Origin of the sequence: Dermabacter vaginalis, assembly GCF_001678905.1 — a bacterium.
GTDB lineage: Bacteria > Actinomycetota > Actinomycetes > Actinomycetales > Dermabacteraceae > Dermabacter > Dermabacter vaginalis.
Genome location: NZ_CP012117.1, coordinates 2,206,855 through 2,226,998, shown reverse-complemented (window position 1 = coordinate 2,226,998; position 20,144 = coordinate 2,206,855). Strand labels below are relative to the sequence as shown.

Sequence of the window (20,144 nt, the reverse complement as noted above, 5' to 3'; positions counted from 1 at the left end):
CAACCGTCGGGACCGCAAGCGTTAGGCTGCGGCAGCGCCTTCGTCAGCGGGCTCGGTGCGCTCCTCGAGCGCGGAGCGAAGAAGCCGTTCGACAAACTCCGAGAGAGTCATCGACTCGTCGATCGACGCATGCTTGATTTGCGTGATGAGTTCGATCGGAAGCTGTACGTTGAACTGGCGCTTTGAATACGCCGAACCTGAGGTAGTCATGATTTAAACCTAACTACCTAGGAGCGTGAAAAAAGGGCCTAAGGGCCCAAGTGGGCATAAAGAAGGTGTGGCGCCGGGCGGCGTTGGGCCCGGCACCACACCTTTCGTGTGATGGATCAGTCCTGGCGGCGATGCGTGAACTGGTCGCGGAAGCGAGGCTTAGGCTCTCCCTCGGCCGGTGCAGCTTCGGGCGCACTGATCGCACCGAGGTCAAGCTGGCCCGTTTCTGTGGCGACGCGTTCATAGACCTTGTCAGCGACCTGATCGGCCACCTGATCAGCTACCTGATCGGTCACGTGTTCCGTGACGTGGTCGGTCACGTGCTCAACGAGCTCGCGACGGCGAATCTGCAGCTCAAGACGTTCGATCATGCGCACCTCGTGGCGCAGAGCCTTGAACATGGAGACGACCATCGTGATCATGACGACCGACCACGGGAGAGCGGCGATGAGCGCAAGCGCCTGTAGACCACTCATGCCCGAAGCGTCACCCGAGCCCGTGTAGGCGGCGATGCCGATGAGCGCCGCGGGGATTGCGCCGCTCGTGACAGCCCAGAAAATACGGGTGCCTCGGGGCGGTTCCGGATCGCCACGGTGCGCGATCATGTCGACCACGAAGGCGCCCGAATCAGCCGAGGTGACGAAGAAGATCGTCACGAGAAGAATCGCGAGACCCGAAAGGAGGGTGCTCGCGGGCATCGTCTCGAACACCTGGAAGAGGGCGAGATCCTTGTCGATAGCGCCGTCGGCGTTGAGGAAGTTCGCGCCTTCGAACACGCTCTTGTAGATGGCCGTGCCACCCATGACCGTGAACCACAGGATCGTCACGAGGGTCGGCACGAGCATGACGCCCATGATGAACTCGCGAACGGTGCGGCCACGCGAAATGCGCGCGATGAACACGCCCACGAACGGCGACCACGAGATCCACCAGCCCCAGTAGAACGTCGTCCAGGCATTGAGCCAGGAGGCGCCATCATCGCCGTAGAACGGGAGGGTCTGGAAGCTCAGTGAAATGAAGTTTTGCAGGTAGTTGCCGATGCCCGACACGAAATCGCGCAGCAGGAACAGGGTGGGCCCGAGGATGAGCATGACCACGAGCAGCACGCCCGCGAGGATGAGGTTCGTGTTCGAGAGGAACTTGATGCCCTTCTCGAGGCCCGAGGCGACCGAGAGGGTCGCGAGGCCCGTGATGACGATGACCATGACGAAGCGCAGCCACGGGTTATCAGGCAGCAGGCCGAGGTGCACGAGGCCCGCGGAAATCTGGTTCACGCCGAAGCCGAGCGAGGTGGCCACGCCGAAGAGGGTGCCGACGACGGCGATCGTGTCAATGACGTTGCCGATCCACGTGTCGGTGTGGCGGCCAAGAATCGGTTCGAGTGCCCAGCGCACGGAGAGCGGGCGGCCGCGACGGTGCGTTGCGTACGCAACGGCGAGGCCTACGATGACGTAGATACCCCACGCGTGCAGGCCCCAGTGAAGGAACACCTGCGCCATGGCTTTCGGTGCTCGGGCCGCATCGGGAAGCTCCGCGATATTCGGCGGCGGGTTTGAAGCGAAGAACGTCAGCGGCTCCGCGGCACCCCAGAACACCAGCCCGATGCCCATGCCGGCCGCGAAAAGCATCGCGAACCATGACAGGAGGCCGTACTGCGGCTCCTCATCGTCCTTGCCGAGCTTGATCGAGCCGAGGCGCGAAAACGCGAGCACGGCAGCGGCGGCAACGAAGAACGTCGCCGCGAGGATGTAGTACCAGCCAACGCTTTCCACGATTGTCGTGTTGATCGTGCTCACGACCTGGCTGAACTGCTCTGGCAGAAGCACGGAGAACAGCACCGCGACGATGATGATCGCGGCCGAGGGGTAGAAGACCCCCTTTGCCATGCCGTAGTTGCGCGGCTCTTTCGTGCCGGGCGGGGTTTCGGTGCGCGTGGGTTTCGTGGCCGTTGCGCTCGTCAAGGCCAACCTCCTTCAGTGCGGATAAAGGGCAAGAAAAAGCAGCCCTGAGGGCTGCCTTTGCTTCCCCACCGTACATGAAGTGGAGTTTCGCGCGCGCGGTTCGGTGAACGGCCTCACCAAGAAGCCTGGTCGGCCGGGCCCCTCTCCTCCGACTGAACTTGCGGGTGGTGAGGGTGGTGAAAAACGGCGTTAGGGGGCGGTTTTTGCGCGTGAGTTGGCGATTTTTCACCACTTTCAGATAGAGGGAGGGGGAAAGGGGCAGAGAGGAGGGATGGGCTACCGCAGGGACGGCAGCGCGTGCGCGAGGGCCTGGGCCGACGCCTCCGCCGCCACCTCGAGACCAATGTGGAACTCCTCGTTTGCTCGCGGGGAGCACAAATCACTCACCGCACGTAGCGCGAGGAACGGCACCTGCATCAGGTGCGCGACGTGCGCGAACGCGCACGATTCCATATCCGCCGTGATCGCGCCCGGAAACTTCGCGCGCACCCCTTCGGCGATATCGGCCGTGACGAACGCATCGCCTGAAAGCATGAGGCCCGAACGAGCACGAAGGCTCGCGGCCTCCACGGCCTCGAGGGCGCGACGTGCACGCGCCTCGCACTCCTGCCCACCAAACTGCGCGGGAGCGCCCGGCACTTGGCCCGTCTCGTAGCCAAATGCCGTGGCCTCCGCGATCGAATACGCATAGGACGAACCAAGGGCGACCGTGCCCACGGTGATGTCCTCAGCGAGGCCGCCGCAGCTGCCCACATTCACGATGAGGCGCGGCGAAAACTCCCCGATAGCCCACGTCAGAACGGCACTCGCCGCGGCCGTGCCCACACCGGTCGTCACAAGCGCGATGGGAGCTTGGCAAGCGTCGGACCCCTGCGCCCCCGAGCCCGCGCACTCGAGCGTGCCCACCGATGCGCTTACCTCGCCGGATGAGCCCGCGCCTCGACCCTTCCCGCCGCCGGCAAATGGGTGAGCGAGAGCGCGAAGGTCGGTGCAGAGGGACGATACGGCGGCAGCCTCTTCAGCCATCGCCGCAACAACGAGAACATCAACGTGAGAAGTCATGGAGCCAGTATCTCGTAAGGTCGAAACACTAGCCTTAAGATGATTCGCGCATCGAGCCAGGAGGATCTCACCATGGGTCGCATCAAGCACTACGCCGCCATCGCGGGCCGCACACTCACGCGCACCCCGCTTCCCAACTTCGTGTACGAAATTGGGTTCGGCAAGGTGCGAATCGTCAAGCCGCCCGCACCCGTGCAGAAGCGGCACGCGATCGACATCGAACTGCTCAACCGCACGCGAACCGTGTGGCTCGACAAGCACAAGGCCGACCGCGGCATCATCGTGTACCTCCACGGCGGCAGCTACATGGCGGGTCCGTTCGTGGGCGACTGGGAGTGGCTTAGCAAGCAGGTCGATGCGCGTGAGTGCGCGGGACTTCTCATCGACTACCGCTACGGCCCCGACTACATGCACCCCACGGCCCTCGAGGACACCTTCGAAGTCATCAAGGGGCTTTCTCACCAGGGCCTTATCACCCAGGGCAACTGGGCGGTCGCCGGCCACCAGAGCGGGGCAGGGCTTGCATTGTCGCTCGCCTCGCTCGTCAACACGAGAGTCGACGGCGGCCTCGCAAACGTCGAGGCGAAGCCTGCGGGCATTGTGCTCATGAACCCGCTGCTCGATCTCGAATTCACAAACCTCGAACTGAGCGAAACGAACCAGCACGATCCCGTGCACGAGCGCCGCATCATGCAGCTCGCCGCGAAGAAATACGCCGGCCGCACCCCGCTCGATGACCCTGCGCTTTCGCCGCTCAACGGCGATCTTCAAGGCCTGCCGCCCGTGCACCTCAGCGTTGGCACAAAGGACCTGTTCCTCACCGATTCGAGGATCGTCACGCACCAGTTCGAGCGCGAAGGAATCGACCTCACCTACCGCGAGATTCCCGGAAAGATTAGCGTCAACCCGAGGCTCCGCCGCGGCGCCGACATGGCCCGACTCCTCGAGGAGCAAGGGGAGTTTCTCGAGGCCAACCTCGCCGAGACGCCCGGGAAGTAAACTCCCGAGCATCCTCGGCTGCGGTCACATCTGCGCGGGAGCCTGCACGCCGAGCAGGTCGAGGCCCGCGACGAGCGTGCGCTCGGTGAGCTTCGCAAGGGCGAGTCGACCAAGCCGCACGTCTTCGCTCGCGTCCTTGAGGATTGGCGACTTCTCGTAAAAGCTCATGAATGCCTGCGCGAGGTCGAAGAGGTACGCCGCGAGCTTGTGCGGCACGTACTGGGTGCCCACCTCGGCAACCGTAGGCGCAAACTGCAGGAGCTGAAGCGCGAGGGTGCGCTCGGGATCGTCGATCACGCGCGGGGCTGCCGCCTCTACCTGCTCGGCAGAGATGCCCTGATCCGCGGCCTTGCGCTGGATCGAGCGGATGCGCGCCACGGCGTACTGGAGATACGGCGCCGTGTTGCCCTGGAGAGCGAGCATGCGATCGAGATCGAACACGTAATCCGAATCGTGCGCGGTCGAGAGGTCCGCGTACTTAATGCTGCCGATGCCGATCTGGCGGGCGATTTTCGCGCGTTCATCTTCGGGAAGGTCGGGGCGCAGCTCGTCGATCACGGAACGAGCCTTCACAACGCCCTCCTCGAGAAGGGCCATGAGTCGCAGCGAGGAACCCGAACGCGTGCGAAGGATCTTGCCGTCCTCACCGAGAACCGAACCGATCTTCACATGCTCAGCATCCACGCTCTCGGGAAGCCAGCCGGCCTCACGCGCCGTCGTGAACACCATCTGGAAGTGCAGTTCCTGCGAGGAGCCCACAACGTAAGCGATGCGATCGGCATGGAGGTCACCCACGCGGTGGCGAATCGCCGCGAAATCGGTCGTCGCGTAGCCGTAGCCACCGTCGGACTTGCGAATGATGAGCGGGAGCGGCTGGTCGTCGCGGCCCGTGAAGCCGGCGGGGAACACGCACAGCGCGCCGTCCGACACGCGTGCGATTCCGGCCTGCTCAAGGTCGTCACACACGCCCGCGAGCGCGTCGTTGTAGGTCGATTCGCCCGCGAGATCCTCATCGGTGAGGGTCACGTCGAGCATGTCGTAAATGCGGTGGAAGTACTGCTTCGAAAGGCCCACGAGCTTGGTCCACATCGCGAGCGTTGCCTCATCACCCGACTGCAGGGTCGCGACGCGAGCGCGGGCCCGCTTCGCGAAATCGGTCTGCTCCGTATCCGCATCAAACTTCGCGCGCGCAGCCTGGTAGAACGCGTTTGGATCGGTCTCGAGGAGCTTTGCCTCCTCAGAATCCTCGCCGACCTCGAGCAGGTGCTCGATGAGCATCCCGAAGGGCGTTCCCCAGTCGCCGATGTGGTTCTGGCGCACGACCGTGTGGCCTTCGAACTCGAGCACACGTGCGAGCGCATCGCCCACGACTGTGGTGCGCAGATGCCCCACGTGCATTTCCTTCGCGACGTTCGGCGCCGAGTAGTCGATCACAATCGTTTCGGCCTTCTCGGGGCTGCCCACCCCGAGGCGATCATCGCCGTGCAGGCCAGCCGCCTGGGAGGCGACCCACTCGGTCTTGAGCGTGATGTTGAGGAAGCCGGGGCCAGCGATCTCGGGTGTCTCGGCGATGTCGTCGAGCTGCACTTTCTCGAGGATCTGCTGGGCGAGGTCGCGCGGCTTCGCCCCGAGCTTCTTCGCGAGGCCCATCGCCGCGTTGCACTGAAAGTCCGAGAACTTCCCCGGCCTAATAATGGGGTCGGCGGTGCGGTACTCCTCGCCGAAAGCCGCGGCGAAGGCATCCTGGAAACGGGTCGTGAGGGCAAGTTCCGGTGCAGTCATAACCCAAGCCTACGGTGTTTTGCGGTGCTACGGCACGCCGGAAGGGGGCGCGGGGAGCGACGGTTTCGTCACGCCGGTGGGGCCGCGGTATCCGGGAGGGGCCGACGGTTGCTTGCACAGCGGGGGCGGCCCCGCCCTATCGGCGAGGCCGCCCCGGGTCATCCGCGCGGTGCCGCGGAGCGGACGATGAGCTTAGCGCTGTCGGCGCTGTCGTACCCCGAGCGTCATCGCTATGCCCGCGGTGAGGACACCCGCCGCGGCAGCCGCCGTCAGCAACGCTGACGTTCCTGTGCGGGGGAGGCTGCGGGAGGACATTGCGCTCTGCCCCGAACGCTGTACTACCGATTGTGGCCTCCCGATATTCGCGTGCGACGCCTGCTGGGAACCGGCAGGCTGTGTGCCGTTAATGACCGGGTCTTTCGAAGGATGTTCGCTGGCATGGGGGTTGTTTGACTTACCCGGCTCACTCTGGTCGCCATCCGAAGAGTTCGACGGTTCCTCGCCTGCCTCATCCGTTGGCGGTTCGACCGGGGTGCTGTCCGGTTCTTCCGCCGGTGGTACCACTGGATTCTCGATCGGAGCTACGAGCCAAACCTTCTCGCCCGTGACGGTTATCGTTACGGGGTCGAGTCCGGTTCCGGTAAGCTCCCACTGGCTTTCGGGGATGAAATAACCGCGCGCGAGATCCTCTTCCGTGACCGTGTAGCGGGGGGACGCGCACGTGTAACCGTCGCCGGCCTTGAGATGACGCCAGCGGCAATTGCCGGGTCCTTCCGGAACAAGCGGGGAGAGATTGCCGGACACCGGTGTGACGGTCTCGGTGACGTTCGCCGTTGAGTCAACGCGGAAGGTATAGGGCACCTCGTCGCCTACCTTGTATGGATTCTCGCTAAGATCCCGATCGGGATCTCCTGGTCGCCCCACGATCGTGGCGCCCAGCGTATTGGGTGCAGCATTTACGATGGTGAGGTCGAGGTCGCCGCGGACCGTGGTGTCGCCAGCATCGATGCGCACCTCACCGTGAACCTCGCCCTTGGACGCCCACGCGGGGGCCGAAACCGTGAGGGTGATTGTTGTGCTCTCGCCCGGTTTGAGGGTCGGGGTCGTCACGGCAGGTGCGTTCCAGCCCTTCGGGAGGTCAACGACTGCCGTGCCAGAGATGAGATCTCGAGTGTCGTCGTTGCGCAGCGTGAACGTCACTTCGCTCGTGCTTCCCGCATCGATGTCGGCTGTTGCCTCGCCGAAAGCCGCGCAGAACGGGTTCACAAAGTCCCGTGTGAATGAGCCGTAGCGCTGCTCACTATCGGCGCTCTCGTAAAACACACCGAAAGTGCCGTCCTGAAGCGCGACGAGATCCGAGTACGACGTTGGCCCAGCATTGAACGTCGTGATTGTCGGCCAGGTTTTACCCGAGTCGCACGAATAGCGGATGCTGCCGTTCTTACGGCCCTCGGAGGAATTGGCGTTCGAGAAGAGGAGTTCCTGTGCCTCGCGAGTCTCGGGAGCGGCCGCGGGGTTCATGCGGATGATCGAAGCGTTGTTACGGGGGTCGGTGAGCGTATGGTCGAGCGTAGGCTCACTCCACGTCTCGCCGCCATCCTTCGAATAGGCCACCCAGCGAGCCGTGTGCGTGTCGTGGGCACGCGAGTTCATCATGAGCGTGCCATCAGCGAGCTCAACGACCTTGTTCTCGTCCATTTTTGTGCCTACCGGCGTGCCCATATTCCACGTTGCGCCGTGGTCATCGGAGTAGACCGAATAGGCGCGAACGGTTCCATCGGTGAAGGCTCCCGCGTATTGCTGCACGAGACGACCTTTATGGGCACCGTTCTTGAGCTGAATACCGTGGCCACTCGTCGCAAACGTCGCGCGCACGCCCTCAGGCTTGACCGTCGCGGTGAGGGAACGAAGATCCCACGTCTTGCCGTTGTCTTTCGACACTGCGAGTGCGGCGCTCATGACCTTGCGGTCAGCGTCATCATGCCCTTCCTGACTATTCCAAAAGCCCGTGTCTTTGGAATGCACGAAGAACGCGAAAAGATCACCCGTTTCCTCGTCATACACGAAGCTCGGATCCGAGTAGCCATGAATGGGTGTGGACTTTTCACCAGCGGCGATCACCGTCTGTGGGCCAAAGGTTTTCCCACCGTCGGTCGAACGCCGCATGAGGATCGAGTTTGGGCCGGGAGCATCGGTGCCCGTGGGGCGGCCGTCGTAGGCGAGAAGAACGTCGCCGTTGCGTAGCTGCATGACCGCCGGGATGCGGTAATTGCCAAAGCCGCCTTCGCCACCCATAGCGATGCGCTGCGAGGTAAAGCTCGACTCGGCAGCAGAGGCCCCGGCCGATTCCGGTGTGTCAGAAGGTGCCGCGAGTGCGGAAAGCGGAGCGCCGAGCGTGAGCGCTACAGTGGCGCCAAAGGCGAGCACCTTTGCGTACGGGGAAAAGGGGGAATTCATCATTGGACTCCTATCTGGTGGGGGTGCCGCGCGGATTATCCCGTGCGGCTGAAGACGGAGCGCATTGGCTCCGCGACGCGTGCGAGCACGCGAGACCGCTCGTAGGCCGTAAAGCCCCGAGGGGTCTGGATTTTGACACCGGTGTAGAGCAGGTTGCCCCCAGCGGCGGCGGCGCACGAGGAGAGTGCGTCGTCGGTCATCATTGATGAAGGTTCGTGATCCTTGTGGGGAAGGTGGGCGTCGGCCCATTCGGGCCCGTACACGGGGGTGCCAGCGCCGGCTCCAGATGCCATAAATGCCCGCAAAACCCCCGCTTGCGCTGCATGCTGGACGTGCTCGAGCGCTGTTGTGGGATTGCGTGTTTCGAGCGCGGAGCGACCCCAGTTGAGGGCGATACCCACGCCGGTTTCCTTCGCGAGGTGAACTTCCTCTTCGAGGGATAGGAAGCGCTTTTCGCCTGGGAACGGCATGCCAGCCGCATCGCAGTGCTCGATCACGAACTCGGGGTCACTCTCTGCGCGCTCCCTCATGAGCGTTTCGAGCGAGGCAGCAAAGGCGCTGGGATCGGCGCAGTCCGACGGAGCCGAGTGAATTTCGATCGCCACGACGGCGCCCTCGAGGTCGCGTGAGGCTCGCACGACTTCTCGAGTGAAGTTGAGAGCCGCCTTCCGACCCTCGTCGTTTCGCGAGGCAAGGCCGAAAGAGCAGTCCTTTGCAAGGCGCTGCATCGTCCCCGGAATCGCCGTGATGACATGCCGCGTGAAAGACGCGCCAGTCACGAGGGCGAGATCAGGCAGCGAAGAGCGATAGGGAAGCTCGAGGCCATCGAATGCACCAGGCTGTGCGAGAACAGCGTAAAGTTCACGCGCATCCCTTTCGGCGCGCTCCGCCGTCAAGCCGGGCTCGAGAGCGGCATACGCCCCCGCAATCCACGCCGGTGAGCCGGTCATCCCCGGTCACCGACGCCGCGCACGGCGGCATTGAACCACGTGGTGATTGATGTGGGGTGCGTTATCGCGGTCCCCACGACGACCGCGAACGCGCCCGCCTCGCGGCACGCCATTGCTTGGGCAGGGCTATGCACGCGTCCCTCGGCAACCACTGCGCGACCGGGAAGTTTCTCCACTAGGCTCGCGAGAAGTTCAAGATCGGGACCGTCGGTCTTTCGTCGCATGCCCGTGTATCCCGCGAGGGTCGTGCCGATGATGTCGGCACCCGCCTCGGCTGCCGCGAGCGCAGATTCCTCGCTATCGCAATCGGCCATGATCGGTACGTCGCTACGTTCGCGGATTCGCGTAACTGTTTCCGCGAAGGTGAGGCCGTCCGGCCTCTCACGCAGTGTTCCATCGAGAGCGAGAATGTCCGCACCTGCATCCAGTACGGCCTCGCAATGCTTGAGGGTTGGTGTGATGAACACGCCCTCGTTGCCGTCCTTCCAAATGCCGATTACGGGAATGCCGCTCACGGCCGCTTTCACCTGGCGAATATCGTCGAGCCCCTGCGCACGCACGGCACTTGCGCCGCCTTGCTCGACGGCAGCGGCGATCTGAGCCATCGTGCGGGGATCGCGCATGGGCTCGCCTGGGTAGGCCTGGCACGAGACAATGAGGGAACCCTCGAGGGCTTTGACAACGGGGTGCATGATTCAGCCTTCCGTGGCGGGATCGGTCAATGCGAAATGCGCGGCACCGAGGAGCGCCGCGTGGTTGCCCGCGCTCGCGGGCACAATGGGGGTGTTTCCAACGGCATCCATGGCGCTTTCGTGCACTCCTTCGCGAAGTGCAGCCCACCATTCCTCACCGGCGACACCGCTCGCGGAGGCGACGCCTCCCGTGACCGCAACGACCTGCGGATCGACAATGTTGAGCTGATCTCCAATTGCGCGGCCCGTGAGACGGCCTGCGTCGATGAGGGTGCCGAGCGCAATTCTCGAACCGTTGTTGGCGAGGTCCGCGACTTCGCGTGTCGAAGCTGCGGGAGTGCCGCGTCTCGTGAGTTCGGCCGCGATGCCGGGGCCTGAGGCGAAACCTTCGAGGTGCCCTCGTCGTCCGCACGAGCACACGAGATCTTCGACTCCAGGAACACCGGCGGTGCGGACGTGCCCGATATGGCCAGCAGCGCCGCGAGAGCCCGTGAGTACCTGACCCCGGGTGATGAAGGCGCCACCGATCCCCGTGCCGACGGCGACCAGAAGGAGCGAATTGCATCCCTGACCGGCACCGAACATCGCCTCACCGAGGCCGTGCGCGTGCACGTCATTGAGAGCGCGGGTTCGCACCTCGAACTCGGTGTGGAAAGCGCCGGAAAGATCCGTTCCCGGCCATCCGGGGAGTGCGTCGGTTGCGGCGGTTACCACGCCTCGAGCGCTGTCAATCACACCCGCCGAGGCAATCCCGATAGCGGCGAGAGGAGGTCCGTCTCCATCGGTGCCTTGAAGGGCTTCGTGAGCGACGTTGACCGCTGCGGCTACCACAGCATTGGCGCCCTCGCGTGCCGGAGTGGGCGCCGTAGCCACGGGCCCGAGGTGTGGAGCACCTTCACCCTTGAGTCCCACGACGGCCGCGTTGATCTTGGTCCCGCCGAGGTCGACGGCGAGCACTCGCGTTAACTCAGCGGGCATGAGCGCCTACTTTCGGAGGCCGGTCGCCGTGAGAATCCCGCGAATCTTCTCGACCGCATCGCCTTCGATCGCCGTCATCGGCTCGCTCATGACGTTCGTCGAGAATACGCCGAGCTCGCGAAGCGCAGTCTTGAATGCGCCCACGCCAGCTGCGGGGCCGGTCTTGCCAACAGGCTGGAATACGATCTCGAAGAGCGCCGCAAGGCGATCCTGTTCTGTGCGGACCGTTTCCCAATCACCGGCAAGGTATGCCTTGTGCATGCGCGCGTAGCCCGCGGGATCAACGTTTCCAAGGCCTGGAACGGACCCATCAGCACCTGAAAGGTAGGCGCCGTCCACAACGACCTCGTGACCCGTGAGAACACTCAACGGGTTGCCAGCCGCACGATTCATGACGGTCAAACGCCGGAATGACACATCATCACCCGACGAGTCCTTGACCCCGGCGAGAAGCCCTTCGCTGCCAAGGCCCACGAGCATGTGGGGGTTCAACTTGACGTGCACGCAGACCGGGAGGTCATAGGCCCACACGGGAACCTCGGACTGCTCGCCGAGAATGCGGAAGTGTCGTTCAATTTCGGCGGGACCGGTAATCGCGTAGAAAGGTGCGGTTGCGACGACGCCTGCGACGCCGTACTTCTGGGCGATCTTCACGTGCTCGAGCACGCGGTTTGTTTCGGTATCGATCACGCCAGCGAGAACAGGGATGCGGCCGGCAACGATCCCCGTGACGGTTTCGAGAATGCGCTCGCGCATGCGATCGGTATGGAACACGACCTCGCTCGACGAACCCAAGGCAAAGATGCCATCGACGCCGCCGTCGATGAGGTGGTTGATGAGACGCTCGAGCGATTCGACATCGAGTTCGCGCGACTCGGTAAGCGGAATAACGAGAGGCGGGATGACGCCCGTGAGGCGTCCCTGGGAAGCCATAGCAACAATTTCCTTCTGTTCGAGGTTCCGCCGCGTCCTTGCCGGCGGACCAACTCATAAAACCAGACGTCGGATGTCTGATGTCTGACAACAGACTAGAGTGAGGGGAGTGCTCCGTCAAGAAGATCGGGGTCTTTGACCGCACTCGCCGTGAGATTCACGCGATTTCATGGTGGTTGGTGAAAAAGCTTGGAAAGAGGATGGAGAGGGATCATGGAAACGGCGTCTCGTTCAAAGGTGAAAGACGCGACGGTTGAGAGTGAAGCGAGCCTTCACATCACGTTTACTGCACGTGGAAACGGCACTCTGATGTCCCGAAGCACCGAAGAGGCACGACTAGAAGTTGCTGTTGAAAATGGTCATCTTGTTGCGCACATTGAACGAGACGGTTACAAGCGCAGTCTCGACGCTGAAGATGCCGACCATGTAGATGATGGAGAAGTGCATTCCCTTGCTCTCACGAGAACGGCGTGTGGAACGACCCTGTATCTCGATGGATACGAGTCTTTCTGCTCGACCTCAACCCTCGCGTGGCCGAGCTCAACCGACGCCGAGACCGTAGTTAACCAGCCCGGAGATCCCCAGGTGCACGAAGTTCAAGACGACAATCGAGAGCTCGATCCGAGAGAAATCCTCGCGAACGCCCCGGCTGTCTCACCGTACGTTGAATTTGCGGCATCGCACCTTTCTTCGCGTGACGCTAAATGCGTAGGAAAGCTCTCAAAAGGCACGATTCGTTCGCGATTCCGTGTGCGTGGAAAGCACCAAGCAGGAACAATTCTTGAAGCGCGCGGAGAAGATGGAAATCTCTCACTTTCAATCGAGCGTGGAAGTATCGTATATCGTGTCATCGTCGCTGGCGAGAAGCTGTGCGAGCTTGAGGCACACGGACAATGGGACGACGGTCACTGGCACGACCTCGTCGTCACGACAGGCTATGGTGCGAGCGCGCTTTACATCGACGGTTTCCAGGTCGCGCGAACCGCAGGAGTGTGCTTCTTCGGTGACGTCGCACATGTTGATCGCGTCTCGGTCGGGCAAGACCTCGATGGTGCTCGCCTTTTTGGAGAAGCGCAAAGTGCGATGATTTACGACCGCGTACTCTCCGATCGCCACGTCAAACGTCTCGCCGGTGTCGATCCTTTGACGACGCGCGCGATTGTCGACCTTGGCTACGACGGTGCCCAGAGCTACCGCATCCCCGCACTGCTCACGACCCGCAAGGGAACTCTTATCGCGGGCGCTGATCAGCGCACGAGCATCCCGAACGACAGCCCGAATCACATTAACTTTGTCATCCGACGCAGCACCGATGGTGGGCGCTCGTGGGGGCCACTTCAGACCGTCGTTCGCTCCGTGGGTAGCGGCTTGACGGGGGCCTCAGCAACCGACCCTGTTCTCGTCGAACATCGCGAGAGTGGGCGGATTATCGCGCTCGTTGATCATTTTCCGGGTGCGATCGGACAGCTCAACGCAGTGGCGGGTTCGGGCTTTACGGGCAACGGCGAGAGAGTTCTGCTCGACCGGGAAGGCCGAGAGTACGCTGTGGGCAGCGATGGCCGAGTCCGCACGGAGTCGGGGAAATTAACGGAGTTCGTGCTCGATCCCGACGGTAGCTTGCGCAACGGTGAAACTGAACTTGGGCACGTCGAAATGTTCCGGGGGGATCCGGCAGCACCACCACTCACCGCTGTCCCCACGAGTTATTTGTGGATGGTTGTCAGTGAGGATGACGGTGAGAGCTGGAGCGATCCCATCGATCTGAATCCTCAAGTAAAGGAGCCGTGGATGCCGTTCCTCGGCGCTTCGCCTGGCACGGGTGTGTGCATAGAAAACGGGCCTCATGCCGGGCGTCTTGTCATGCCCGTGTATTACAGCGATGAATCCGGCTCGTCGTTTGCCTGTGCCGCACTCCTGAGCGATAACGCAGGAGGCACGTGGCGTCTCGGTGGTTCTCCTAATGACACACGCGAATGGCGCGGAAACCGCGAAGCGTCACTTTATGAGTCGAGCATCGTGGAGGTTGAAGGAGGCGATCTCGTGGTGTTCGCGCGTAACCAGCATGCTTCCGGGAGAGTCGCGGTTTCGCGAAGCACCGATGGGGGTGAGACGTGGTCGGCAGTTTCGTATGATCCGCAGCTCACCGAAATCTTTAGCCAACCCAATGCTGTGCGGATCGAGGTGGGCGGCGAAGCAGCGGTGGTTTTTGCCAACGCGAGCGAACTCTTGCCTTTCCGCGGATGCGGTACGCTCCGGCTCAGCTTTGACGGTGCACGAACGTGGCCGCATAATCGCGTGTTCAACCCACGCCACTACGTGTACCAGTCGATGGCTCAGCTCCAGAACGGCAATCTTGGACTCTTGTGGGAGCGCGAGTGGCACGGGCTCTTTTTTACAGAAATTCCGCTGGGATGGATTACGGAGTCGCTCAATACCCTCATCAAGGCTTAGGCGAAAAGGCGGGAGGCTCGGGGCCTCCCGCCTTTTCGTGTACTTCACGAGGGCTAAAGAAGTGCAGGAGCCGCCGCAAGCAGCGTTTGCGTGTACGGATCCGTGGCGCTTCGGAACACCTCTTCGCTCGGACCCGATTCAACGACCTTGCCGCGATTCATGACAAGGAGGGTGTCCGACACGAAACGTACCGTGTTGATGTCGTGAGAAATGAACACGAGGCCGAGTCCAAGCTCCTTCTTGAGGTCGGTCAAGAGGTTGAGAACTTGCGCCCGGACCGACACGTCAAGGGCGGAGGTCGGCTCGTCAGCGATCACGATGTCGGGCTCGAGTGCGAGTGCACGCGCGATAGCGACACGCTGACGCTGGCCTCCCGAGATCTGTCGCGGAAGAACCGAGAGCGCTGATTGGGGAAGGCCCACGAGGTGCATGAGTTCCTTGACCATCGCGAGCCGCTCACGATCCGTGCCGATTCCATGCACGCGAAGGGGGTCCATGAGTGTGTCTTGGACGATCATGCGCGGGTTAAGAGCAGTAGATGGATCCTGGAACACGACCGAGATTGCCCGCCCCCGCTCGCGCCGAGCAGCGCGACTGCGGCGAAGATCGTTGCCCTTGAACAGCACCTTCCCGCTAGTTGGCTGTTGGAGGCCGAGCATGACGTTCGCGAGGGTAGATTTTCCCGACCCTGATTCGCCGACGATGCCGATCACTTCGCCCCGGCGTACCTGGACGCTGATCCCATCAACCGCGCGGATCGTGTCGGGCTTGAGAATCGATCCCGTGCGCAGGGTGTGCACGACGTGGATGTCCTGAAGATCGAGGACTGGCGGTTCGTGCAGGTCCGGCGCGAGGTAGCCGTTGTTTGTTCGTGATGTGACGCTGTGGCTCATGCCTGATCACCTTTGTGTGCGCTCGTGGCCGCATCCCGCGTGGAACGGGTGGCGACGATGGATTCGGGAAGTCCAACGGTTGAGGCGACTCGATGAGTGGTGCCGGGAACATCCCACAGGCGCGGCTTCTCCGCGAGTCCGATTTCTGGAGTTGAGGAGCGAGGCGCGAAGCGGTCCCCCGCAACGAACTCGCGGGGTGAGGGCACCGTGCCCTGTACCTGGTGGAGTCGATCAGCGCCCGCCTCGATGGAGAGAACAGAGCCGAGAAGGCCCTGTGTGTACTCGTGTCGAGGATCCGTAAGAACTTCCGTCGTGGTTCCCTGCTCGACGACCTGACCCGCATACATCACCGTGATCTTGTGGGCGAGTTGTGCAACCAGTGCGAGGTCGTGGCTCACGAAGAGCATGGCGAAGCCGAGTTCTTCTCGCAACTTGTTGAGGAGTTCCACTACCTGCTTCTGCACGGTGACATCGAGTGCGGTCGTCGGTTCATCAGCAATCACGAGCTTCGGATCTCGAGTCAGGGCCATAGCGATAAGGACGCGCTGACGCTGGCCTCCTGAAAGTTCGTGCGGGTAGCTCTTGAGCATGCGCTTTGGGTCGAGGCCCACGAGCTCGAGTAGTTCTTCCGCGCTTCGCGTGCCTCCGCGCTTGGTGAGCTGCGCCATCTGGCTCTTAATGAGCATTGACGGGTTGAGCGAACTGAGTGCGTCTTGATAGATCATCGCCATCTCGCGTCCGCGCATCTCATTGAGCTGGCGAGTGTTCATGTCGAGGAGGTTTTTTCCCTCGATTGTCGCGGTTCCGCGCACCCGCGCGGTCTTTGGCAAAAGCCCCATGATTGCCATGGAGGTAACCGATTTACCCGAGCCCGATTCACCCACGAGCCCCATGGTCTCGCCCGGGCGAATCGTAAAGTTGACGCCGTCAACAATGTCGACATCGCCGTGGGCATTTGGGAACGAGACGCGCAAGTCGCGCACGTCGAGGAGTGGCTCCGCTTCAGGATCACCCGCGTATACGAGACGGTCTTTGCGCGCGCTCTCCTTGACGTGGAGCTTATCGAGCGATTCGAGGAGGGTCGCGCGGGCCTGCTGGGGATCGATGAGCCCAAGCGTGTTGAGGCTCGCCTCCGGCGCAGTCTGGGCTTTCTTCTCGTCGGCGTCAACATCGACAACGGTTTTCACGCGAGGCGAGGCGAACGCGTCGGTCATCCCCTCAGAGAGGATGTTGAGACTCAGAACGGTAACGAGGATCATGAGGCCGGGGAAGAATGTGGGCCACCAGTAACCGGAAAGAAGTAGCTGCTTTCCTTGCGCGAGGATGTTGCCCCACGACGGGTTCGGCGGCTGCACGCCCGCGTTGATGAAGCTCAGCGAGGCCTCGAGCACGATCGCGTCGGCAACGAGGACGGTGGCGAACACGAGGATTGGTGCAAGGCAGTTGCGTGCCACGTGCTTGATGAGGATCCAGGGAACCCCCGCGCCCATGACTTTCGAGGCGTTCACGTAGTCCTCGCCGAATTGCGAGAGGACATTCGCGCGCACGACTCGCGAGAGCTGAGGCACGTAGAGGAAGCCGATTGCCATGATCAGAACGGGAAGCGAGTTGCCGAATGCTGCGACGAACACAGCGGCAAGCGCGATGCCGGGGATCGACATGACCACGTCGAGGCACCGCATGAGAACTTCGGACGCCCATTTGTGAGCCGTCGCTGCGAACGAGCCGAGGACTGCCGCGACGAGAAGAGCGAGCGCTGTTGCGCTCAGACCGATAATGAGAGACGAGCGGGATCCGTAGATGACCCTTGCAAACACATCGCGCCCAATCTGGTCAGTGCCAAAGAGGTGCTCTCCACTTGGTGGCTGCACCGGCGTGCCCGTCGCGAGTGGATCATGGTGTGCGATCACGGGGGCGAGAATCGCCGCGAGGATAAGGATCGCGAGAAACGCCGCCGCGAGCACGTTCATGGGCTTGAGGCCCTTGAGTGCTTTGAGGGTGCCGCCCGAAGAGCGGTGGAGTTTTGCGTCAAGATTCGGTCGCATCAGATGCTCCTAATCCGCGGGTTGATGAGCACGTAGAGGATGTCGACGAGCAGGTTGATAACGATGAACGCGATAGCCACGGTCAGAGTGACACCTTGCACGAGGTACACATCGTTGCGCTGGATACCGTCGAGAATGAGCTTGCCCATCGCCTGGATATTGAAGATGATTTCGATGATGACCGCGCCGCCCATGAGGTAACCCACGCGAAGACCAAGGACGGTCACTGGAGTGATGAGAGCGTTGCGGAGTACATTGCGAGAAATGACGATCGGGTAGGGGATGCCTGCGCCGATGGCGGTGCGTACGTAGTCGCGGTCCAGTTCTTCCACCATTGAGGTGCGCACAACGCGCGTGAGAGATCCAGCCACGGGAACGGCACCCGCGATTGCCGGGAGTGTCATGTTTAAGAGGTACTGCTGCGGATCGTCAGCGAATGATGTCCACCCGGAGACGAGCGCAGGGAAAAATCCCCAGCCTCCGGGGATGTCGCCGAGCCACTGGATGAGGAGGATTGCGAGCCAGAAGCTCGGGGTCGCGAGCGAAGCGATCGAGAGTACGCGGATGACCTGGTCAACGAAGGTGTCGCGGTAGAGCGCGGCGAGCACACCGAGCGTGAAGGAAAGAATGACCGCGATGATGAGGCTGAGGAACGTGAGCTCGAGGGTGCGCGGAAAAGCTTCAGCCACCATCTGTGTCACGGGGACGCCACCCGAGGACGTTCCGAGATCGCCAGTGACGAGTCCGCCAAGGAACGAGAAGAACCTCACGAGGAGCGGGTCGTTGAGGCCGTGTGCCTCGCGGTATTGCGCGAGAGCTTCCTGCGATGCTGCTTCGCCGAGTGCGAGACGAGCCGGGTCGACGTTTGAAAAGCTCATGACGATAAAAACGAGCAGCGCAACGCCGACAACCATGAAGGGCAGGGAAATGAGCCTTCGGCCAATGAGTCTTGCGAATTGAGCCATGCGACTTTGTCCTTAAGAGTGAGCGCCATCTTTGGCGTGGTGACCGGGAGGCGAGGGGCAGTGGAAACGCCTCGCCTCCCGGCGTTGAGGGAAGAGAACCTCGATTAGAGGGTCGTGCCGACGTCGATGAAGCTTAGGCCCGTGAGCGAAATGGGCTTGAAGTCGATGAGCGTGTCGGCGTTGTACGCGGTCGGGGTCTTGCGGTGGAACAGCGGATAGAGCGGAACCTCGTTCGAGATGAGATCAAATGCCGCATGCCACGCCTCGAGCTGGGCGGCTTCCTCAGTCGCCTGAATGCCCTGGTCGAGGAGCTCTTGGAGCTGCGTGTAAGCCTCGCTGCCCTTCCAATGCATGCGCGAATCGGTCCATGTGTCGCCTGCGTACCACCAGCGCATGAGGAGGTCAGCATCGGAGCCGAACACTGACGGGTCGCCGGGGGCGATCACCACGTCGAAGGCGCCAGGTCTGCCGTCGATCGACGTGTACACCTCCGCGGACTGCTTCTGTTCGAAGTGGACGGTGACGCCGGTCGCCTTGAGGGATTCTTGGATGATCGGCGTGACCTGCTGGACCCAGTCGTGATCGGTGCACAGCATGCGGAACTCGGTGAGGCCCGTTTCGCCGAAGAGCTGCTTAGCCTTGTCAACATCGTGCGTGTACACGGTCGCGGCTTCCTTGTAAGCCGGATTCTCCTTATCCACGAAGCATGTGGCTGCGGTTGCCTGCCCGGCAAGGCCGGTCTCGATGACCTTGTCCATGTCGATTGCGTAGAGGAAGGCCTGGCGGTTCTTGACGTCCGCGAAGGGGTTGCCTTCGGTGTTGTTGAACATCGCGAAGAGGAGGCCGAAGCCCTGAACGGATTCGACGGTCGCGACGGAATTTAGGGCGTCGATCGAGAGGTAGGGTACCGAGTCAATTGCCTGAACGTCGCCCGACTGGAGCGAGTTGGTGCGAGTCGCGGCGTCGGGGATGACCTGCCACTCCATGGTCTTGGCGCGCGCGGGTTTTTGACCCGTGTAGTCGTCATTGCGCTCGAATTTTACAATCTTCGAAGCGGCGCCGTTATCGGTCATCTTCCATGCGCCGGTACCGATGGGATTGGCATCGAAACCTGCGGCATCTTTCTCGACGGCAGCCTTCGGAACGACTTTGACGACTGCGAGGCGCTCGGCAAGCGGGCCGACGGGGTGTTTGAGGGCGATACTCACGCCGTTGTTGCCGTTTTCTTTAACGGAGTCGATGAAGGAAATGAACTGCGAGTAGAGCGAGTTATTCGCGGGGTCGAGCACGCGCTCGAACGAGAACACGACGTCCGCGGGGGTCACGGGGGAGCCGTCATGGAACTTAGCGTCCTTGCGGAGCTCGATATCGACGGTGGTGTTGTCACCCTTCGGTAGCTCGGACGCAAGCGCGGGGTGCACCTCGCCGGTCGCCGGATCGAGTTCTGTGAGGCCCTCGAGGGTGTGCCAGTTAACTGCGATCGTGAGTGCCGAGGTCGTCGTCATCGGGTCGTAACCGTTGGTGCCGAGCTCGTAGGAAATCGAGGCCTTAATCGTGCCGTCTTCATTTGCTGAACCAGCGTTGCCACCTGCACCGCCGGAACCACCGGACTTTTTATCGGAGGGGGCGCATGCCGAAATGGCAGCGACGAGGCCCGCGGCGCCGGCCGAGAAAGCACCCGTCTTGAGGACTGTGCGGCGAGAGACAGTGCGTGAGTTACTCACTTTTGCTCCTTTGCAAAGGGGGATTAGGGGAACGCTCCCCAC

Annotated in this window: 15 protein-coding genes; 2 read left to right on the top strand and 13 right to left on the bottom strand. The window is 62.2% G+C overall.

The genetic code is table 11. The features are described 5' to 3' along the window. Positions 1-21 precede the first annotated feature (21 nt). The 3 genes from DAD186_RS09825 to mtnN all read right to left on the bottom strand — a co-directional run bounded on the left by DAD186_RS09825 (position 22) and on the right by mtnN (position 3,233). Positions 22-210 carry a hypothetical protein gene (locus tag DAD186_RS09825; RefSeq protein ID WP_065248520.1) on the bottom strand — a complete coding sequence of 63 codons (189 nt, stop codon included), beginning with the start codon at positions 208-210 and terminating at the stop codon, positions 22-24. A 116-nt stretch (positions 211-326) separates the two neighbouring features. Then, entirely contained in the window at positions 327-2,171 is a 1,845-nt protein-coding gene (locus DAD186_RS09820; protein ID WP_065248519.1) for a BCCT family transporter, read from the bottom strand. Between the two features lie 276 nt (positions 2,172-2,447). Then, a complete protein-coding gene (gene mtnN / locus DAD186_RS09815) occupies positions 2,448-3,233 on the bottom strand; it encodes a 5'-methylthioadenosine/S-adenosylhomocysteine nucleosidase (protein WP_065248518.1) in 786 nt (261 codons plus the stop codon). 39 nt (positions 3,234-3,272) lie between these two features. Between mtnN and DAD186_RS09810 the strand changes: the two genes are divergently transcribed. After that, on the top strand, positions 3,273-4,232 hold the full coding sequence (locus DAD186_RS09810) for an alpha/beta hydrolase fold domain-containing protein (protein ID WP_236886250.1): 960 nt from the start codon (positions 3,273-3,275) through the stop codon (positions 4,230-4,232). Between the two features lie 24 nt (positions 4,233-4,256). Here DAD186_RS09810 and argS read toward each other — a convergent pair whose 3' ends face one another. The 6 genes from argS to DAD186_RS09780 form a co-directional block, all read right to left on the bottom strand. Then, positions 4,257-6,014 carry an arginine--tRNA ligase gene (gene argS, locus DAD186_RS09805; protein ID WP_065248517.1) on the bottom strand — a complete coding sequence of 586 codons (1,758 nt, stop codon included), beginning with the start codon at positions 6,012-6,014 and terminating at the stop codon, positions 4,257-4,259. A gap of 192 nt (positions 6,015-6,206) precedes the next feature. Continuing rightward, the gene (locus DAD186_RS09800) at positions 6,207-8,474 is read right to left on the bottom strand and encodes an exo-alpha-sialidase (protein WP_065248516.1); all 2,268 of its coding nucleotides are present in this window, start codon (positions 8,472-8,474) and stop codon (positions 6,207-6,209) included. A 32-nt stretch (positions 8,475-8,506) separates the two neighbouring features. Further along, complete coding sequence (locus DAD186_RS10910) at positions 8,507-9,421, bottom strand: DUF4862 family protein (protein ID WP_065248515.1); 915 nt, start codon at positions 9,419-9,421, stop codon at positions 8,507-8,509. Further along, positions 9,418-10,113 (bottom strand): N-acetylmannosamine-6-phosphate 2-epimerase, encoded by a 696-nt coding sequence (locus DAD186_RS09790; RefSeq protein ID WP_065248514.1) that lies wholly within the window; start codon positions 10,111-10,113, stop codon positions 9,418-9,420. Before DAD186_RS09790 ends, DAD186_RS10910 begins: the two co-directional genes overlap by 4 nt. Positions 10,114-10,116: 3 nt before the next feature. After that, the gene (locus tag DAD186_RS09785) at positions 10,117-11,091 is read right to left on the bottom strand and encodes an ROK family protein (protein ID WP_065248513.1); all 975 of its coding nucleotides are present in this window, start codon (positions 11,089-11,091) and stop codon (positions 10,117-10,119) included. Between the two features lie 6 nt (positions 11,092-11,097). Next, positions 11,098-12,024 carry a dihydrodipicolinate synthase family protein gene (locus DAD186_RS09780; protein ID WP_065248512.1) on the bottom strand — a complete coding sequence of 309 codons (927 nt, stop codon included), beginning with the start codon at positions 12,022-12,024 and terminating at the stop codon, positions 11,098-11,100. Positions 12,025-12,237: 213 nt separating this feature from the next. On the opposite strand from DAD186_RS09780, the gene DAD186_RS09775 reads away from it, so the two are divergent. Then, positions 12,238-14,475, top strand: coding sequence for a sialidase family protein (locus DAD186_RS09775; RefSeq protein ID WP_065248511.1), 2,238 nt, complete (start codon positions 12,238-12,240; stop codon positions 14,473-14,475). Positions 14,476-14,528: 53 nt separating this feature from the next. Here DAD186_RS09775 and DAD186_RS09770 read toward each other — a convergent pair whose 3' ends face one another. From DAD186_RS09770 to DAD186_RS09755, 4 genes are all read right to left on the bottom strand, one after another. After that, a complete protein-coding gene (locus tag DAD186_RS09770; protein WP_065248510.1) occupies positions 14,529-15,368 on the bottom strand; it encodes an ABC transporter ATP-binding protein in 840 nt (279 codons plus the stop codon). Next, a complete protein-coding gene (locus DAD186_RS09765; RefSeq protein ID WP_065248509.1) occupies positions 15,365-17,413 on the bottom strand; it encodes a dipeptide/oligopeptide/nickel ABC transporter permease/ATP-binding protein in 2,049 nt (682 codons plus the stop codon). The genes DAD186_RS09770 and DAD186_RS09765 overlap by 4 nt, the downstream gene beginning before the upstream one ends. Next, complete coding sequence (locus DAD186_RS09760; RefSeq protein WP_065248508.1) at positions 17,413-18,378, bottom strand: ABC transporter permease; 966 nt, start codon at positions 18,376-18,378, stop codon at positions 17,413-17,415. The genes DAD186_RS09765 and DAD186_RS09760 overlap by 1 nt, the downstream gene beginning before the upstream one ends. Positions 18,379-18,482: 104 nt before the next feature. Continuing rightward, complete coding sequence (locus tag DAD186_RS09755) at positions 18,483-20,102, bottom strand: ABC transporter substrate-binding protein (RefSeq protein ID WP_065248507.1); 1,620 nt, start codon at positions 20,100-20,102, stop codon at positions 18,483-18,485. Between the last annotated feature and the right edge of the window lie 42 nt (positions 20,103-20,144).

What these genes read in the sequence shown, in the direction of transcription:
- DAD186_RS09825 (WP_065248520.1), bottom strand. Translation starts at nt 210, where the DNA reads ATGACTACCTCAGGTTCGGCGTATTCAAAGCGCCAGTTCAACGTACAG.
- mtnN (WP_065248518.1), bottom strand. Translation starts at nt 3,233, where the DNA reads ATGACTTCTCACGTTGATGTTCTCGTTGTTGCGGCGATGGCTGAAGAG.
- DAD186_RS09810 (WP_236886250.1), top strand. Translation starts at nt 3,273, where the DNA reads ATGATTCGCGCATCGAGCCAGGAGGATCTCACCATGGGTCGCATCAAG.
- argS (WP_065248517.1), bottom strand. Translation starts at nt 6,014, where the DNA reads ATGACTGCACCGGAACTTGCCCTCACGACCCGTTTCCAGGATGCCTTC.
- DAD186_RS09800 (WP_065248516.1), bottom strand. Translation starts at nt 8,474, where the DNA reads ATGATGAATTCCCCCTTTTCCCCGTACGCAAAGGTGCTCGCCTTTGGC.
- DAD186_RS10910 (WP_065248515.1), bottom strand. Translation starts at nt 9,421, where the DNA reads ATGACCGGCTCACCGGCGTGGATTGCGGGGGCGTATGCCGCTCTCGAG.
- DAD186_RS09790 (WP_065248514.1), bottom strand. Translation starts at nt 10,113, where the DNA reads ATGCACCCCGTTGTCAAAGCCCTCGAGGGTTCCCTCATTGTCTCGTGC.
- DAD186_RS09785 (WP_065248513.1), bottom strand. Translation starts at nt 11,091, where the DNA reads ATGCCCGCTGAGTTAACGCGAGTGCTCGCCGTCGACCTCGGCGGGACC.
- DAD186_RS09780 (WP_065248512.1), bottom strand. Translation starts at nt 12,024, where the DNA reads ATGGCTTCCCAGGGACGCCTCACGGGCGTCATCCCGCCTCTCGTTATT.
- DAD186_RS09775 (WP_065248511.1), top strand. Translation starts at nt 12,238, where the DNA reads ATGGAAACGGCGTCTCGTTCAAAGGTGAAAGACGCGACGGTTGAGAGT.
- DAD186_RS09770 (WP_065248510.1), bottom strand. Translation starts at nt 15,368, where the DNA reads ATGAGCCACAGCGTCACATCACGAACAAACAACGGCTACCTCGCGCCG.
- DAD186_RS09765 (WP_065248509.1), bottom strand. Translation starts at nt 17,413, where the DNA reads ATGCGACCGAATCTTGACGCAAAACTCCACCGCTCTTCGGGCGGCACC.
- DAD186_RS09760 (WP_065248508.1), bottom strand. Translation starts at nt 18,378, where the DNA reads ATGGCTCAATTCGCAAGACTCATTGGCCGAAGGCTCATTTCCCTGCCC.